The organism is Pseudooceanicola sp. NS-SX9, assembly GCF_057380705.1.
Map to the genome: position 1 here is coordinate 1,991,028 of NZ_CM170818.1, position 16,996 is coordinate 2,008,023.

At 67.4% G+C, this 16,996-nt stretch carries 14 protein-coding genes; 5 read left to right on the forward strand and 9 right to left on the reverse strand.

Features of this window, described 5'->3' with window-relative positions; genetic code table 11:
• Window positions 1–8: 8 nt before the first annotated feature.
• The 8 genes from AC2ITM_RS09495 to AC2ITM_RS09530 form a co-directional block, all read right to left on the reverse strand.
• The gene (locus AC2ITM_RS09495; protein WP_486466411.1) at window positions 9–2,594 is read right to left on the reverse strand and encodes a DUF3772 domain-containing protein; all 2,586 of its coding nucleotides are present in this window, start codon (window positions 2,592–2,594) and stop codon (window positions 9–11) included.
• A gap of 2 nt (window positions 2,595–2,596) precedes the next feature.
• A complete protein-coding gene (locus tag AC2ITM_RS09500; protein ID WP_486466412.1) occupies window positions 2,597–3,628 on the reverse strand; it encodes a cysteine synthase A in 1,032 nt (343 codons plus the stop codon).
• A gap of 56 nt (window positions 3,629–3,684) precedes the next feature.
• Window positions 3,685–4,809, reverse strand: a complete 1,125-nt coding sequence (locus AC2ITM_RS09505) for an NUDIX domain-containing protein (RefSeq protein WP_486466413.1) — start codon at window positions 4,807–4,809, stop codon at window positions 3,685–3,687.
• A gap of 190 nt (window positions 4,810–4,999) precedes the next feature.
• Window positions 5,000–6,436, reverse strand: a complete 1,437-nt coding sequence (locus AC2ITM_RS09510) for a cryptochrome/photolyase family protein (protein ID WP_486466414.1) — start codon at window positions 6,434–6,436, stop codon at window positions 5,000–5,002.
• Window positions 6,437–6,550: 114 nt separating this feature from the next.
• The gene (locus AC2ITM_RS09515; RefSeq protein WP_486466415.1) at window positions 6,551–8,191 is read right to left on the reverse strand and encodes a BCCT family transporter; all 1,641 of its coding nucleotides are present in this window, start codon (window positions 8,189–8,191) and stop codon (window positions 6,551–6,553) included.
• Between the two features lie 294 nt (window positions 8,192–8,485).
• Window positions 8,486–9,001, reverse strand: coding sequence for a DinB family protein (locus AC2ITM_RS09520; protein ID WP_486466416.1), 516 nt, complete (start codon window positions 8,999–9,001; stop codon window positions 8,486–8,488).
• Between the two features lie 81 nt (window positions 9,002–9,082).
• Entirely contained in the window at window positions 9,083–10,195 is a 1,113-nt protein-coding gene (aroB, locus tag AC2ITM_RS09525) for a 3-dehydroquinate synthase (protein ID WP_486466417.1), read from the reverse strand.
• A complete protein-coding gene (locus AC2ITM_RS09530; protein ID WP_486469413.1) occupies window positions 10,195–10,740 on the reverse strand; it encodes a shikimate kinase in 546 nt (181 codons plus the stop codon). Before AC2ITM_RS09530 ends, aroB begins: the two co-directional genes overlap by 1 nt.
• Window positions 10,741–10,861: 121 nt before the next feature.
• Between AC2ITM_RS09530 and AC2ITM_RS09535 the strand changes: the two genes are divergently transcribed.
• The 5 genes from AC2ITM_RS09535 to AC2ITM_RS09555 all read left to right on the forward strand — a co-directional run bounded on the left by AC2ITM_RS09535 (window position 10,862) and on the right by AC2ITM_RS09555 (window position 15,696).
• Entirely contained in the window at window positions 10,862–11,011 is a 150-nt protein-coding gene (locus tag AC2ITM_RS09535) for a hypothetical protein (RefSeq protein WP_486466418.1), read from the forward strand.
• Window positions 11,012–11,039: 28 nt separating this feature from the next.
• Window positions 11,040–12,611, forward strand: a complete 1,572-nt coding sequence (locus AC2ITM_RS09540; RefSeq protein WP_486466419.1) for a hypothetical protein — start codon at window positions 11,040–11,042, stop codon at window positions 12,609–12,611.
• Window positions 12,612–12,615: 4 nt separating this feature from the next.
• Window positions 12,616–13,569 (forward strand): site-specific tyrosine recombinase XerD, encoded by a 954-nt coding sequence (locus tag AC2ITM_RS09545; protein ID WP_486466420.1) that lies wholly within the window; start codon window positions 12,616–12,618, stop codon window positions 13,567–13,569.
• Between the two features lie 192 nt (window positions 13,570–13,761).
• Window positions 13,762–14,310 carry a hypothetical protein gene (locus tag AC2ITM_RS09550; RefSeq protein ID WP_486466421.1) on the forward strand — a complete coding sequence of 183 codons (549 nt, stop codon included), beginning with the start codon at window positions 13,762–13,764 and terminating at the stop codon, window positions 14,308–14,310.
• A gap of 57 nt (window positions 14,311–14,367) precedes the next feature.
• Window positions 14,368–15,696 carry an HlyC/CorC family transporter gene (locus AC2ITM_RS09555; RefSeq protein ID WP_486466422.1) on the forward strand — a complete coding sequence of 443 codons (1,329 nt, stop codon included), beginning with the start codon at window positions 14,368–14,370 and terminating at the stop codon, window positions 15,694–15,696.
• A gap of 84 nt (window positions 15,697–15,780) precedes the next feature.
• Here the strand turns inward: AC2ITM_RS09555 and AC2ITM_RS09560 are convergent, their stop codons facing one another.
• Entirely contained in the window at window positions 15,781–16,989 is a 1,209-nt protein-coding gene (locus tag AC2ITM_RS09560) for a DUF2254 domain-containing protein (RefSeq protein WP_486466423.1), read from the reverse strand.
• Between the last annotated feature and the right edge of the window lie 7 nt (window positions 16,990–16,996).

Below are 16,996 nucleotides of genomic sequence, written 5' to 3' on the forward strand. Positions count from 1 at the left end.
CGACAGCTTCAGCGATCGTCGCCGCCACCATCCCCGTCACCCGCCGCATCGGCGTCGCGCATATGCGCAGGCGCCGGTCCGTCGGCCAGCGTCGGCCCCTGCGCCACCCCCGGCGGCACCGGTTTCGAGCTGCTGGCCGGCGGATGCAGGGCCTCGGGGTTGCGCAGCCAGATGTCGCGCTGCGCGAAGGGGATCTCGATCCCCTCCTGGGCAAAGCGGGCGGCGATCTGGTGGTTGATCTCGGTCTTGGTGGACAGACCCTGGGTCACGTCGCGCAGGATCATCCGCATCTCGAAGTTCAGCGAATCCGCCCCGAAGCCCTGGAAGACCACGCCCGGAGGCGGGTTCAACAGCACCAGCGGCTGGGCCTCGGCGATCTCCTGCAGGATCTTCTGCACGCGGCGGGTGTCGGTGCCATAGGCCACCCCCACCGACACGATCAGCCGCCCGATCAGGTTGCCCCGCGTCCAGTTCGTCACCTGACCCGAGATCAGATCGGCGTTCGGCACGATCACGTCGGTGCGGTCGAAGGTCTCGATCCGGGTCGAGCGCACCGAGATCGAACGCACAAAGCCCTGCTTGCCGCCGACCTCGATCCAGTCGCCTTCGGAAATCGGCCGTTCGATCAGCAGGATGATGCCCGAGACGAAGTTCTGCACGATGGTCTGCAGGCCGAAACCGACACCGACCGACAGCGCGCCCGCAACGATGGCCAGCGACGACAGGTCGATCCCCGCCAGCGTGATCGCCACCAGCGCCGCCAGGAAGATGCCGATGTAGCCGATGCCCGACACCGCCGCGTTGCGCCCGCCGATGTCCAGCTTGGTCTTCGGCAGGATCGTCGTCTTCATCGCCTTCTGGACCATGCGGGTGACCACGTAGCCCACCGCGAAGATCACCACGAAGGTCAGAAAGTCCGCGGGGCTGATATGCGTGCCCCCGATCGAGAAGCCGGCGACGAAGCGGGTCCACATCTCGGTCAGGTCGGTGACGCGGGCGCCCCAGATCAGCGCGAAGACCGGCAGCGACAGCACCACCAGCATCATGTCGATCAGCACCGGCACCAGCGCATCCGACACGCCCGAGCGGTTGCCCGTGACCAGCACGTAGACTTCCTCGGTCAGGCGCTGGAGGATCACCAGGAAGGCGATCAGCTGCAGCGACAGCAGCGAGGGGAAGATCAGCGTCCTTGCGGCCTGGAAATAGCCGATGGCACACAGGATGGGCGCCACGATGGCGATGATGAAGACGATGCGCCCCAGCACCATGGCCAGCTGCGCCCGAAAGCCCGGGTCGTTGCCCTCGCCATCGGCGGCCGAGGCATGGGCGATCAGGAAGCGCGACAGCCGCAGCAGGAAAAGCGAGATCACCACCAGGATCGGGAAGACCAGCGTCACCACGGTGGCGGGGGACCAGTCCTCGAAATCGGCGACGCTTTCCAGCAGGTAGTAAAGCGCCATCAGACCGCCCAGCACATTGGCATAGACGCGCCCCTCGCGGCGCTGGCCGCCCGACAGATCCAGCGGCGGGCTGGCCTTGTCGGAAACCGGGAAGATATAGCCCCCCACCCAGCGGGCGGTAAAGAACAGCAGGCCGATGTCGGGCACCGCGCGCGCCAGCGCCTGCACCCGGTCGCTCATCAGCCCCGAGATCATCGCCGCCATGTAGAGCATCAGGATCCCCGCCACCGGCAGCAGGATCTGCCCCAGCGACACGATGAAGCTGATCAGCCAGCGCGAGGCGCTGCGTTCGGATCCCAGCACCCGCAGGGCCAGCCGCTCGATCACGTCCCGGCCGCGCAACAGCAGGAAGACGGCCGCAATCACCAGGCCCAGTTCCAGCGGCAGGTTCTGCCGGAAGACCGAGCGGTGGCTGTCATCATTCCAGGCGGTGACGGAATCGGTGACGACATTGCCGACAAAGGTCACCACGGCCTCGATCGCATCGGGCCATTTGGTGGGATCAAGGGGCGACGGGCCCAGCTGGATCAGCGCCTGGGTCTGGCGATCACGCAGGATGGCATCGGCGGATTTGATCAGCGCATCGGCCCGGCTGTAGGCCAGCGTCGCCTGTTTGGCGGGGGCCTGAAGCTCGGTCAGCTTGGCCTCCAGCGTGGCACGCTGTTTGGCGTCGCCGTCGCCCTGCCCGTCCTTCGGCGCGGGTCCCAGGGCATCCAGCTGCGCCTGCACGGTGCTGATTGCGGTGGAATTGGCGCTTTCCTGGCCCTGGAACTTGTCGCGCCAGCTGACCAGCTGGCTGCGCAGCGCCTCGAAATCGGATGCCGAGGCCTGGTTTTCCTGGATCGACTGCTCGGCCTTGGTGGCGAAGCTGTCCCACTGCTTGTAATCTTGGGCGCTCAGGGCCACGGCTTCGGGGGCCGGATCGGCCGCCGCGGTGGTCTTGGCGGATTTGGCATCCGTGTCCGCCTTGTCCTGCCCGGACTTGTCGGCCCCGGGCAGGATGCTGGCCAGCGTGGTATCAAGGGCATTGCCGTCCTGCGCCAGCGCCGGCCCTGGTCCTGTCCCCTGCAAGGCAATCACGAAGGTGAAGATCAGGCAGAGGCGGAGGAGGAACCGGCGGGTCAGGAAGGTCATGCTTACTCGGTGAAGACTCCGGGAATGGAGCGGGGTGCTTCGGCCATCCAGGGCGGCGTCGGCAGGCCCTTTTCCTTCAGGAAGTCGGGGTTGAAGAGCTTCGATTGATAGCGCGTGCCATAGTCGCACAGCACGGTCACGATGGTATGGCCCGGGCCAAGGTCACGTGCAAGCCGCACCGCGCCGGCGACGTTGATCGCCGAAGATCCGCCGAGGCACAGGCCTTCTTCCGCCAGCAGGTTGAAGACATAGGGCAGCGCTTCGGCATCCGGAATCTGGTAGGCGAAGTCAGGGCGGAAGCCCTGCAGGTTGGCGGTGATGCGCCCCTGCCCGATTCCTTCCGTGATCGAGGACCCCTCGGCCGAAAGCTCGCCCGTGGTGTAATAGGAATAGAGCGAGGCGCCCATCGGATCGGCAAGGCCGATCTTGACGCCCTTGGGCTGCAGCGCCGCCGCCGTGCCCGCCAGCGTGCCGCCCGAGCCCACCGAGGCCACGAAGCCATGCACCTTGCCGCCGGTCTGTTCCCAGATCTCGGGGCCGGTGGTTTCCTCGTGCGCGAGCCGGTTTGCCACGTTGTCGAACTGGTTGGCCCAGATCGCGCCGTGGGGTTCGGATTTCTTCAGCTCTTCGGCCAGACGCCCCGAGTAATGCACATAGTTGTTGGGGTTGCGGTAGGGCACGGCGGGCACCTGGATCAGATGGGCACCGGCCAGCCGCAGCATGTCCTTCTTTTCCTGGCTCTGGGTCTCGGGGATCACGATGACCGTCTTGAAGCCCATCGAGGCGCCGACCAGCGCCAGGCCAATGCCGGTGTTGCCGGCGGTGCCCTCGACGATGGTGCCGCCGGGCTCAAGTTCGCCGCGGGCGATCGCATCCTTGATGATGTAGAGCGCGGCCCGGTCCTTGACCGACTGACCGGGGTTCAGGAACTCTGCCTTGCCGAGGATGGTGCAGCCGGTTTCCTCGCTGACGCGCTTCAGCTTGATGAGCGGCGTGTGACCGACGGCCTCGGCCAGGTCCTGGGCAACGAACATGGGTATATCCTTCGTCTTGAGGGGTCGCTCAGATGTATCGCCGCGGGGCGGCCAACTCAAGCCGCGCCCCGCAACTCGGAACGCTTGGACTGCAGCCACATCAGGGTCAGGAAGAGTGGTGCGGCCTGGGCCTCTCCGCTGGTCAGGAGTTCCATGGCGGCGTCATAGGACAGGACATGCGTCCGGATATCCTCGGCCTCCTCATCAAGGCCATGCTGGCCGGTGATCCCATCCGGCAGGTCGCAGGTGCCGAGGAAGACATGGTAATATTCGCTGGAGCACCCCGGCGTCGGGTAGCACGAGGCGATGTGAAAGAGATCCTTCAGTGCCACGCCCGCCTCCTCGACCGCTTCGCGGCGCACGCAGGCTTCGGGGGTTTCGCCGGGATCGACACGACCGGCGACGGGTTCCAGCATCCAGGGCAGCGCCTCGCCGCGGGCAAAGGGGCCCATGCGGAACTGTTCGACCAGCAGCACCCGGTCGCGCACCGGATCATAGGGCAGCACGATGCCCGCGTCGGGCGCCAGGAAGGTTTCCCGCCGGATCACCGCCGAGGTGCCCCCCGCGAAGGTGCGGTGCGTCAGCTCGTAGCTGCGGGTGAAGAAATAGCCCGCGTGATCGTCGCGCCGCGACAGCATGGTGACCTGCGGATCGGCCGGACCGGTGGCGATGCGATGGGGGGCGGGTTCGTCCTCGGCGCGGACACGGGCATGGGCGCGGGCCTCGATCTGCGGCAGGCGCAGTTGCAGCGCCGCGCCCGAGAAGCGGCCCCAGAGGGCCATGACCTCGCGGGCGGCATGGATGTCGGCGCGCGAGGCGCCGGCAATCCATCCGGTCAGGTCCCATTCACCGGGATCGACGCGGCGGGCATCGCGGGGGGCGAAGCGCTGCGCGGCGATCATGGCGCCATCCTGCTGTACGGTGCAGGGCTGCGGCGCATAGCCATAGGCGCCAAGGTAATGGCACAGCCGGTCGACGACATCGGCCGAGAGGTCGCGCATCAGGTAGCCGCGGGTGCGGGCGCCGGGTTCCTGCACCAGCAGCGGCCAGTTGGCCCGTCCCGAAGGCGCCACGCGGTAGCCTTCGAGCAGGGCCTTTTCGCGTGGCGGCAGGTAGCCTGCGACGATGGTCAGGAGCGGGTCGTGCAGCAGCGTGCCGTAGAGGAAGATGTTGGCGGTCATCGTCTTTTGTCCTTGGCCGGGGTGTGGCGGGCGGGCGTTGCGGGGGGCGCTGCCCCCCGTCGGCCTGCGGCCGCCTCCCCCCGGAGTATTTGGGGCCAGATGATAAAGAACCGGGCGCGAGGGGCGGCCGGCGTTTCGGAATGCTCTGACCCTGTCTAGGACGCGGCCCGGGATGGGGGCAAGGGGTGGGCTAGGACGCGGCCTCTTCCCGGGCGGCGCGGAAGCTTTCATAGGCATCAAGGGCGCGCTGGCGGCCGGTTTTCGGGTCTTCGGCGGGCTGCGGTGGTGGGTCCGAGGGCGCGAGGGTCCAGCGTTCGGGGATGGCATCGTAGAACGCGAGGGCCGTGGCGGGGGGATGGGCCTGCCCCTCGGCCAGCCATTGGCGGCGGTAGCGGTGGTCGGGGTCGAATTTCTCGGCCTGGGTGATCGGGTTGAAGATGCGGAAATAGGGGGCGGCATCGGGGCCGGAGCCTGCGACCCATTGCCAGCCCATGGCATTCGAGGCCGGATCCCAGTCGATCAGCGTGTCCTCGAACCAGCGCAGGCCGATCTGCCAATGGGCCATGAGGTTTTTCGTGAGGTAGGAGGCCGCGATCATCCGGGCGCGGTTGTGCATCCGCCCCGTGACGTAAAGCTCGCGCATCGCGGCATCGATGAAGGGGATGCCGGTGCGGCCCTGCTGCCAGGCGATGACCTCGGGGCGGGTGGCGTCAGTGTTCCAGGGGAAGTCGCGCCAGTCCGGGCGCCAGCTGTCGGTCAGGATCTCGGGGGTGTGCCAGGCGAGATGGGCGGCGAAGTCGCGCCAGGTGAGCTCCTTCAGGAAGGTTTCGGCGCCGGGCTTGCCGTCCGCCATGGCGCGCAGGCCCGCGTGCCAGCAGCGGCGGGCCGAGACCTCGCCCCAGGTCAGGTGATGCGAGAGGTCCGAAGTGCCCTGGGCCGCGGGGATGTCGCGCTGGCCCTGGTAATCGGCGATACGGTCGCGGATGAAGACCGACAGGCGCGCGAGGGCGGCGTCCTCTCCGGCTTCGGCATGGGCGCGCAGGACCGCGGCGCCGCGGCGCATCTGGGCGGCCAGATGCCAGTCGGTCAGGGTTTCGGTTTCGGGCCAGTGTGTCGGTGCGGGGATCTGCGCGGGGGCGCTGACCGGATCGCCCGGGTCGCGATCCTTGACCGCGCGCCAGTAGGGGGTGAAGACGCGGTAGCAGCCGCCCTGCCCGGTCTTGACCGTCCAGGGTTCGAACAGCAGGTGCCCGGCAAAGCTGTCGGCCTGCGTTCCCGCATCGCGAAGGGTGGATTTCACGCGGGTGTCACGCTCGACCGAGGCGGGCTCGTAGAGGCGCTGCCACAGCACGGCCCCGGCGCCGGTTTCCGCGACCAGCGCCTGCAGCACCTCGGCCGCGGGGCCCGAGCGCAGGATCAGCCGGCTGCCCGCGCCCTTCAGCCGCTCGGCAAAGGCCTGCAGCGCCATCTCGAGGCGCAGTTTCGAGGCCGCGCCCAGGGCATCGACCGCGTGGTCGCGGATGTAGACGGGGATCACCGGGCCGCCGCGCGCCAGCGCTGCCTGCAGCGCCGGATGATCGCTGAGGCGCAGGTCGCGGCGCAGCCAGAGAAGAGTGGGGTTGGTCATCGGATCGTCCTGTTCGTCTGCGCCCCGGGGATACGCGCGCGGGGTCCGGACGGATCACATAAGGCACGGCACGCGCAGGAAAAGGCCCCGCCACATGGGCGGGGCCTTCGGGCATCAGGCGCGATGTTCGCTGAGCAGGCCCTTGAAGATCGCCCAGCACATCATGAGCAGCACCACGGTGAACGGCAACCCGGTCGAGATCACCATGGATTGCAGGCTGGCAAGGCCGCCCGCCGACAGCAGCAGCACGATCGCCACCGCGCCCTCGAAGACGCACCAGAAGACGCGCTGCGGCACCGGGGCATCGACCTTGCCGCCGGCGGTGATCGTGTCGATCACCAGGCTGCCCGAATCCGAGGAGGTGACGAAGAACACGATCACCAGCACGATCCCCACCAGCGAGGTGATCGAGTCCAGCGGCAGGTGGTCCAGCATCTTGAACAGCTGGATCGGCAGGTCCGCGTCCTTGGCCGCGGTATAGCCGTCCTGCACCACCTGCTGGATCGCCACGCCCCCGAAGACCGACATCCACAGCACGCAGACCAGCGACGGGATCAGCAGCACGCAGGTGACGAATTCGCGCACCGTGCGGCCCCGCGACACCCGCGCGATGAACATGCCGACGAAGGGCGACCAGGAGATCCACCAGGCCCAGTAGAAGGCCGTCCAGCCCTGGACGAAGTTGGTGTCGGTGCGCCCGATCGGGTTCGACAGCGCCGGAAGGTATTCGAAATAGGCCAGCAGGTAGTCCCAGAAGCCCGTCAGGATCGCCAGCGTGTGGCCCGCGACCAGCACGAAGACCAGCAGCACGAAGGCCAGCCCCATGTTGATCTCCGACAGCAGCTTGACCCCGCCATCAAGGCCGCGCAGCACGGAAAACAGCGCGATCGCCGTGATCAGCGTGATCAGCAGCACCTCGACGGTATGGTTGACGGGGATGCCGAACAGCTCTCCCAGGCCCGCATTGGCCTGCGTCGCCCCGAACCCAAGCGAGGTCGCCAGGCCGAAGAGCGTCGCGAAGACCGCAAGGATGTCGATGATGTGGCCGGGCCAGCCCCAGACGCGCTCTCCCAGGATCGGGTAGAAGGCCGAGCGCACCGTCAGCGGCAGGCCCTTGTTGTAGCTGAACAGCGCCAGCGCCAGGGCCACCACCGCGTAGATCGCCCAAGGGTGCAGCGCCCAGTGGAAGATGGTCGCGGCCATGCCAAGGCGGATGGCGGCCTGCGGATCGCCCTGGGCGCCCCCCAGCGGGGCCCAGTCGGTGCGAAGACCGTCGTCGCCCATCTTCACCCCGCCCAGCGAGGAGGAGAAATGGCTCATCGGTTCGGAAACGCCGTAGAACATCAGCCCGATGCCCATGCCGGCGGCAAAGAGCATCGCGAACCAGCCGACGTAGCCGTAGTCGGGCGTGGCCTCGGCACCGCCCAGGCGCACCCGGCCCAGCGGCGTCACGATCAGCACCAGGCAGAAAATGACGAAGATGTTGGCCGCCCCAAGGAAAAACCAGTCAAAGCTTTGGGTGACGCTGTTGAACAGCCACTTGAACAGCACGCCCGCCTGATCGGGCAGCGCCAGCGTGTAGAAGACGAAGGCGACGATGCACAGGCCCGAGACCAGGAAGACCGGGTTGTGGATGTCGAAACCGAAGGGACCAAGCTGGCCGTCGATATTGTCCTGGCCGATCTCGTAATCGGTATCGATCACCTCGGCGGCGCCTTCCGGGGCGGGAATACCCTGTTCCTCGGTTGCACTCATGTTCGTGTTGACCTTTCTTTTATTACAACTGATTGCGACACTCTCCTCATGTGACGCACGAAGATGACCCAAGGCCCTCAGGCGTCAGGTCGGACCCCGCTTGGGGCCATCGCGGGGCCAGGGCCCGGCGCGAAAACAGCGAATGGATCGGCGCAGCCCAGCAGGGCTGCAGGGCAGCGCTCAGCGCCGCCCGGTCCGGTCGCTTGGCAAAAAGGGTAAGGCGATCGTGATCAATTCAAGGGCAAGACCGCGAGAAATTGCCGAAAGCGACATCAAATTGTCGGTTTCGTCGCGTCACAGCCAGGGACCCTGCTGCGGCATGTAGATCAGGTCAGTGTCCTCGGTCGGCAGGCCGAGGGCAGTCAGCATGGCATGGATCTGGCCGCGGTGATGGGTCTGGTGATTGAAGAGATGCATCAGCACCTGCCCGATGGGCCGCGCCGAGGTGACCCCGGTCGCCCCCGAGGTCCAGACAAGATCGCCTGTCAGATCAAGGGCCTGGACGTCCTCGGACCACAGCAGCAGCTGGCCGTCCAGCCGGTAGCGTTCCGTCGACCAGGTGGCGAAGGTGGGGCACAGCGTCAGGCCGCGCGGGCCGCCGCCTTCGGGACGCGGGGCGCCGGTCAGCCGGGCCAGCCAGATCGCATCGGCCCAGATCAGATGGTTCGCCGTCGCCAGGATCGAGCCGAAAAAGGCGCCGCGGTCCTGCTGCAGCGCCTCGGGCGACAGGCCCGCCATCGCCCGCCGCAGGCAGCCGTTCTGCCAGGCATTGTAGCGGGCCATGGTCAGGCAATAGGCGGGGGTGATCATCGGTTCCTCGCTTTCCGGACTCGCAGGACGCCGTGATTTCAGCGTTCTGCGATCTGGAATGCAAGCGGAACACGAAGTCGGTCAGCGCCCCCGCAGCGCTTCTGCCAGCACGCTGTGCACCGCGTCGCGCGGCACGTCCGAGGTCACGAAGGACTGCCCGATGCCGCGCGCCAGGATGAAGCGCAGCTTGCCGTCCAGCACCTTCTTGTCCTGGCCCATCAGCTCCAGCAGGCCATCGGCATCGGGCAGATCGCCCTCGATGTCCTTCAGATCGACCTTCATGCCCATGTCGCGCAGATGGGCGCGCACGCGGCTGGGGTCTTCCTGGGAACACAGGCCCAGCTTCGATGACAGCTCGAACGCCAGCGCACAGCCGATCGCCACCCCCTCGCCATGCAGCAGCCGCGAGGAATAGCCCGTCGCGGATTCCAGCGCATGGCCGAAGGTATGTCCAAGGTTCAGCAGCGCGCGGTCGCCCTGCTCGGTCTCGTCGCGGGCGACGATCTCGGCCTTCATCTGGCACGCGCGTTTCACCGCGGTGACGCGCGCCGCCATGTCGCCCGCAGCCAGCGCCGGGCCCATCTTTTCCAGCCAGTCGAAGAAGGCGGCATCGCCCAGCAGGCCGTATTTCACCACCTCGCCGTAACCGGCCAGGAAATCGCGCGGCGCGAGCGTCCCCAGCACCGCCGTATCGGCCAGCACCAGCGCGGGCTGGTGGAAGGCGCCCACCAGGTTCTTGCCCTGCGGCGCGTTGATGCCGGTCTTGCCCCCGACCGAGCTGTCGACCTGCGCCAGCAACGTCGTCGGGATCTGCACGAAACGCACGCCGCGCCGCAGCACCGAGGCCGCAAAGCCCGCCAGATCGCCGATCACCCCGCCGCCAAGCGCCACCACCACGTCCGAACGCTCGACCTTCTGGTCCAACAGCCATTCGACAGCCCGGGTGAACTGCGGCCAGCCCTTGGTGGCCTCGCCCGCCGGAAGCGCCAGCGACACCATGTCGATGCCCTGCCCCGCCAGCCCCTCGCGCAAGGCCTCAAGGTGCAGGCCCGCCACGGTTTCATCCGTCAGCACGGCGACGCGCTTGCGGCGCAGGAGCGGCGCGATATGGGCCCCTGCCTCGGCCAGCAGGCCCGGTCCGATCTCGATATTGTAGCTGCGTTCGCCCAGCTCTACCCGCAACGTTTCACGCATCACGCCACCTCCAGCACATCGGGGCGCAGCTGCAGCGCCCCCACGACCCGATCGCTCATGTCCTGCACGGAGAAGCTCGGGTCGGCCTTCACCGCAAGATCGGCCAGCGCATAGATCGGCACCCGTTGCTGGTAAAGGCCGGCCAGTGTCGCGCGCGGATCGGCGGTGCGCAGAAGCGGCCGGGAATCGCGATGCTTGACCCGGTTCCACAGGATGTCCAGATCGGCGTCCAGCCAGACCGAGATGCCGCGTGCCGTGATCATTTCACGGTTGCGCGCCGCCAGAAAGGCGCCGCCGCCTGTCGACAGGACGCAGGGCGCCTCGTCCAGCAGGCGCCGGATCACCCGGGTCTCGCGCTCCCGAAAGAACGGTTCCCCGTCGCGGGCAAAGATCTCGGGGACGGACATTTTCGCCGCCGCCTCGATCTCTGCATCCGTGTCGCGGAACGCCACTCCCAACTGGGTCGACAGGGCTTTTCCGACCGAAGTCTTGCCCGCGCCCATCATCCCCACCAGTACAACCGTCTTCTTAAGCACCCAGCCCATTGCCCCCGCGGCATGCAGCACCGCTTTGCCATTCGCGTGATTTTGCGACTGAATGACGTGATCTTGCCGAAAATGCCAGTTATAAGTTGGTCAAAACACAAGCGAACGAGGCGGGAACGACATGCTGCGCGTGCTGAAATGGCTCCTCTACCTGGCAATTGTGGCGGGAATCGCCTTAGTGGCCTATGCCTATGTGGGGCCGTGGCTGGGGGCCGATTTCGCGCCGCCCGCGCAGGAAGTCCACACGCCCGTAACGCTGAATGCGGAGTGACGGGAAACTGAGACCCTCTCTTCTGGCAGTGACGATCAGCCTTGGGCTGGGTCTGGTGCAGGGTGCCCAGGCCCAGAGCGCGGCCGATCCCGGGGCCGGTCATCCGATGTCGGCCATCGACTGGCTGAACGTGCTGAGCGCGGCCGGGCTGACCATGCCCGACGCCCAGCCCAGCCCCGAGCCGCCCACCAGCCGCGACGCCCTGAGCCCCGAGGTCTCGAGCGGGCCGTTGGGCCGGGTCGAGGCCGATGCGGTGGGGCTGCTGCCGGGATCCGTCACCGGTCTGCCGACCAGCCTGTGGTCGGGCTCTGCGGCGCAGGGCATCGCCACGCGCCTGCGCCAGATCGACGTGACCGGCAGCCCGGCGATGCAATCGCTGCTTTATACCCTGCTGCTGGCCGAGGCCGACCCGCCCGCCGATGACACGGCGCAGAACGGCGATCCGCTGCTGCTGGCACGCATCGACAAGCTGCGGGATCTGGGTGCGGTGGATCCGGCGCTGGCGCTGATCGAACGCGCCGGGCCCGACAGCGATCCGCGGCTTTTCGCGCGCTGGTTCGACCTGTCGCTGCTGAACGGCACCGAGGACGCGCCCTGCGCCCGCATCACCGCCCAGCCGACGCTGGCACCGGGTCTGGGCGCCAGGATCTTCTGCCTGGCGCGCGGCAATGACTGGGACACGGCGGCGCTGCTCTTGGATGCGGGATCGGCGCTTGGCACGCTGGGCCCGTCGGAAACCCACCTGCTGACGCGCTTTCTGGATGTGACGACCGATGACGACGCGGTGGCGCTGCCGCCGCCCGCCATCGTGACGCCGCTGCTGTTCCGCCTGTCCGAGGCGATCGGCGAGCCCATGGCGACCACCTCCTTGCCGCGCGCCTATGCGGCCTCGGACCTGCGGGGCGTGTCGGGGTGGAAGGCGGAACTGGATGCGGCCGAACGGCTGGCTCGCACCGGAGCGCTGGCGGAAAACGCACTGCTGGGGATCTATACCAGCGGCCGGCCCTCGGCCTCGGGCGGGGTCTGGGACCGGGTGGCGGCCCTGCAAAGCTTTGATCAGGCCCTGACCGCCGCCGGCAGCAAGCCGCTGGATGCCAAGGTGCTGGACCGCCTGCCCGCGGTCTGGTCGGCGATGGCCGAGGCCGGGCTGCAGGTGCCTTTCGCGCATCTTTACGGCGGCGCCCTGGCGGCCTATGCGGCGGCCCCCGGACCCGCCGGGCAGATCGCCGCCACGGCGGCCCTGCTGGCCCCCGATTACAAGGCCCTGGCGCCGATGCTGAAGCCCCACGACCCGCGCGAGGCCTTCGCGCTGGCGCTGGCCCAGGGCACGCCCCAGACGGCCCAACCCCCGGATGCCACCGCCCGGGCCATCGCCGCAGGCTTTGCCGAAGACGCCCATCCGCCAGCCGACATGCTGGAGCTGATCCGCTCGGGCCAGCTGGGCGAGGCCATTCTGGGGGCCATGGATCTGTATCTGGCGGCTCAGGCAGGCGATCTGTCGAAACTGCCCGATGCGCTTGCCGGCTTCCGCGCCATGGGTCTGGAAGACACCGCACGGCAGGCGGGACTGCAACTGCTGCTGCTGGACGACCGGACCTGAAACGATGACAGAGCATCCGAACCCCGACCGCTGGCTGCCCGCGTTCCTGGACGCGCTGGCGGCTGAAACCGGCGCCGCGCGCAACACGCTGCTGGCCTACGGGCGCGATCTGAAGGACCTGCGCGGCTGGCTGAACGCGCAGGGTCGCGACTGGCACGATGCCAGCCGCGACGATGTCGAGGGTTACCTGGTGCATTGCGATGCCGAGGGGCTGAAGCGCGCCACCCGGGCGCGGCGGCTGTCGGCGGTCAAGCAGCTCTATCGCTTCGCCTTCGAGGAAGGCTGGCGGCCCGACAATCCGGCGATCCAGATCCGCAGCCCCGGCAAGGCGCGCACCCTGCCCAAGATCCTGACCCCGGCCGAGGTCGATGCGCTGCTGGACGGTGCCCGCCAGCAGGGCCGCCGCGAAGAGGACCGGGTCCGCAACACCTGCCTGCTGGAGGTCCTCTATGCCACCGGCATGCGGGTGAGCGAGCTGGTCTCGCTGCCGGCCGCCGCTGCCCGCGGCCATCCCGAGATGCTGCTGATCCGTGGCAAGAGCGGCAAGGAGCGGCTGGTGCCGCTGTCGGGACCCGCGCGCACGGCGCTGGATGTGTGGCTGTCGCTGCGCGATGCGCGCGAGGAACAGGTGCGGCTGGCGGGCGGCACGCCCTCGCGGTTCCTGTTCCCCTCGCGTGGCAAGGAAGGCCATCTGTCGCGGATCCGCTTCTACACGCTGATCAAGGAAATCGCCGTCACGGCGGGCATATCGCCCGACAAGGTGACACCGCACCGGCTGAGACATGCATTCGCGACTCACCTTCTTGAGAACGGCGCCGACCTGAGGGCGATCCAGACCCTTCTGGGGCATGCCGACCTGGCCACCACCGAGATCTATACGCATGTTCTTGAAGCACGCCTGCAATCTTTGGTGGAAGACCACCACCCGCTCAGCCGCCGGAACGGGCGGGACTCGTGAGAACGTTGAAATACAAGGGCAAATAATAGGCGGAACTGCGGCACTTCTTCTCGCTGCGGCAACAAGTACATTTATCGGATCAGGATCGCGGGATAAGGAAACGCCATGTCGCGTTTCATGCAAACCCTCGTCTCTCCCCTCGTGCCGCCAAAGATTGTACACAATCATCGGGTACCGGTTCTTGGCAGGTCATTGCTGCTGGTCCTCATGGGATGCGGCCTGGGCTTTGGGCTGGGCATCATCGGCCATCCGGACCGCGAAGCGACAGCCCCTACCGCAGCCGTCGCCCTGCCCACCGCGCCGCCGCCGGCCCTGCAGGTGCGGGGTTTCCTGTGCAGCTTCCCCCAGGATCCGCGCAACAGCCTGGTCAGCAAAATGCGCACCCAGCTGATGATCTTCGAGGCCGACGGATCCGGCGCGCCGATGCAGCTGATGGGGCAGCCCAAGGCGCAGGTGCAAACCGGGCCCCAGGGCATCATGGTCACAAAGGGAACGGATTTCTTCTCGATCCAGGTTTCGGGCAATGGCTCGGGGCCGATCAAGGGGATCATCGACGACACGCTGACCCAGGGCAGCTGCGACGAGGTCACCGATGCCTTGATCGGCGTGGCCCTTTCAGCGCGCAGCAATACCTTGCAGCAGCTGTCCGCCTGCGCCGCATCGGGCAGCCTGGCTGGCCAGCAGGCCTGCCTGGCGGTAACGGGCCACCATGCGCCCGCCCTTGCCGAAGGCGGGCCTTGAACCCCGGCCCGCGCATCCCCATAACCCGTTGCAAACGGACGGCTTGCGAGGACCATCATGGACGGATCGACTGGGGCACTGGACAGCGCATTCTGGATCACGGCCGGAGCGATCCTGCTGCTGCTGGTCTTTTCGGCCTTCTTCTCGGGGTCCGAGACGGCGCTGACGGCAGCCTCGCGCGGGAAACTGCGCAGCCAGGCCGACAAGGGCAACCGCGGCGCCGAGCGGGCACTGAAAGTCACTGAAGACAGCGAAAAGTTGCTGAGCTCGGTGCTGCTGGGCAACAACCTGGTGAACATCCTGGCGACCTCGCTGACGACGTCGTTGTTCACGCGGGTGCTGGGCGATGGCGGCGTGGCGCTGGCGACGCTGGTGATGACGATCCTGGTGCTGGTCTTCTCGGAAGTGTTGCCGAAGACCTATGCGATCGCCAATGCCGAGGCCGCGGCCGCCAGGGTGTCGGGCCCGATCGCGGTGATCATCCGCCTGACCGCGCCCTTCGTCGCCATGGTGCGGCTGATCGTGCGGCTGGTGCTGCGCCTTTTCGGGGTGAAGACCGATCCCAACAGCCAGATCCTGGCCGTGCGCGAGGAAATCGCCGGTGCGCTGCAGCTTGGGCATTCCGAGGGTGTGGTCGAGAAAGAGGACCGTGACCGCATCCTGGGTGCGCTGGACCTGAGCGAACGCACGGTCGAGGAGATCATGCTGCACCGCTCGCGGATCGAGACGATCAACATCGCCGATCCCGCGCAGGAAATCCTGGGCCAGTGCCTGCGTTCGAACCACACGCGGCTGCCGGTCTACCAGGACGAGCCCGAGAACATCATCGGCATCCTGCATGCCAAGGACCTGTTCCGCGCCACCTACCGGCTGGCCACCGAGGGAACGCGGGCGGGCGGCGATGACGCCGACGTGCTGAAGGACTTCCGCATCGCCGACATCATGATGAAGCCCTATTTCATCCCCGAGACCACGCCGCTGGACGAGCAAATGCGCCAGTTCCTGCGGATGCGCACGCATTTCGCGCTGGTGGTCGATGAATACGGCGCCCTTCAGGGGCTGATCACCCTGGAAGACATCCTGGAGGAAATCGTCGGTGAAATCGCCGATGAATTCGACCCGGCTGCCGCCGAGCAGATCGTGCGGCGCACCGAGGATGGCCAGTACGTGGTCGATGGCGCGATGACGATCCGCGACCTGAACCGGGCGATGGAATGGACACTGCCCGATGACGAGGCCAACACCATCGCGGGGCTGGTGATCCACGAGGCGCAGACCATTCCGGTGGCAGGCCAGGTGTTCTCGTTCCATGGGTTCCGCTTCGAGGTCGCAGCGCGCAAGGACAACCGCATCACCCGGCTGAAGATCCGGCCGCTGGCGGGCTGAGGCCCCGGGTCGGGGGGCGCTGCCCCCCCGGTGCTGCGCACCTCCCCCCCGGAGTATTTCCGGCCAGATGAAAGAACCGGGCGCTTACAGGCTGAGGCGGGATTCCTCGGCCAGGGAGCGGTGCAGGCGCGCGCGCAGGTCACGGGCAGCCGTGGCGATCCCGGAATCGACATGGGCCGCCAGGGCGCCCAGGGTTTCTTCGAACGGGTCGCGCAGTTCGGGGCGTTCGGCGCCATCCTTGAGAATGGGCAGCAGGATGGTTTCGGTCAGCCGCCGGGTGTCGAGTGGCGGAATGTAGAGACGGTCGTATTTCAGCGGCTGGCCTTCGCCGTCGGCGGGCGCATCGATGGTCATGAAGACCCGGGCGATGCGGCGCAGGATATTCTCGGCGGTGCCGGGATCGTTGATCCCGGGCGAAAGAGAGCGCACGGCAATCTCGCGCAGGCAGGTGAAGCCGAATTCGGGATCTTGGTCGTAATTGCGCAAGGGGTCGAGGACGATATTGGCCGCGATTGCCGCCAGCAGCGCCGGGTCCTCGCTTTCGGTGCGGGCAAAGGCCTGACCGCGGTGCACGAAAGCCCCCACCGGATGCAGGATCCAGACATGGGCGCCCGCGTCCAGGGCGGCCTGTTGCAGCCGGTCCTGGTAAATCTGCCCCACGTAGCCGCTGGTGCAGGCGGCGACCTGATGCGTGGCCTTGGGGATCTCGGTGCGGATCAGGCGGCGGGCGCCGAGGCTGGGCCAGGCGGCGCGCAGCTTGAAGGCTTCGGTGGTGCGGTCCTCGATTCCGGCCGAGGTCTCGATCAGCGAGCCCAGCCGCTCCATATGGGTGATCCAGCGGATGATCGCCAGCACGATCAACGCCACCACGACCAGGGTGGTGACGAAGAGGACCAGACGCGAGGGGCCGGCGAAGCCGCCCATCTCGCGCAGGATGATCGCCAGAAGGGCATAGAGATAGGCACCGACGAAGGTCGCCAGAACCGTCTGCGTCACCGTGTCCTGCAAGAGAGCCTGATGCGCGCGCGGGGTCCATTGACCGGCCACGTAGCGGTGCACCGAAGACATGATCGTAAGCGAGAAAATCGTCACCGACAGCATGGAATTGGCGATGATCGACAGGATTTTGTCGACCGCATCGGTACCGATCAGACCGGCAAGGTCCGGCGGGATCAGCCGGCCGCCCAGGCGGGACAGGGCAACGGCCAGGACCGCGAGACCCGCGATCAGGAGAATGCGCACGACCAGGCGGCGGGAGATATCGTGGAGCCTGCGCAGAAGAGAGGGGAGCATCGTGGGT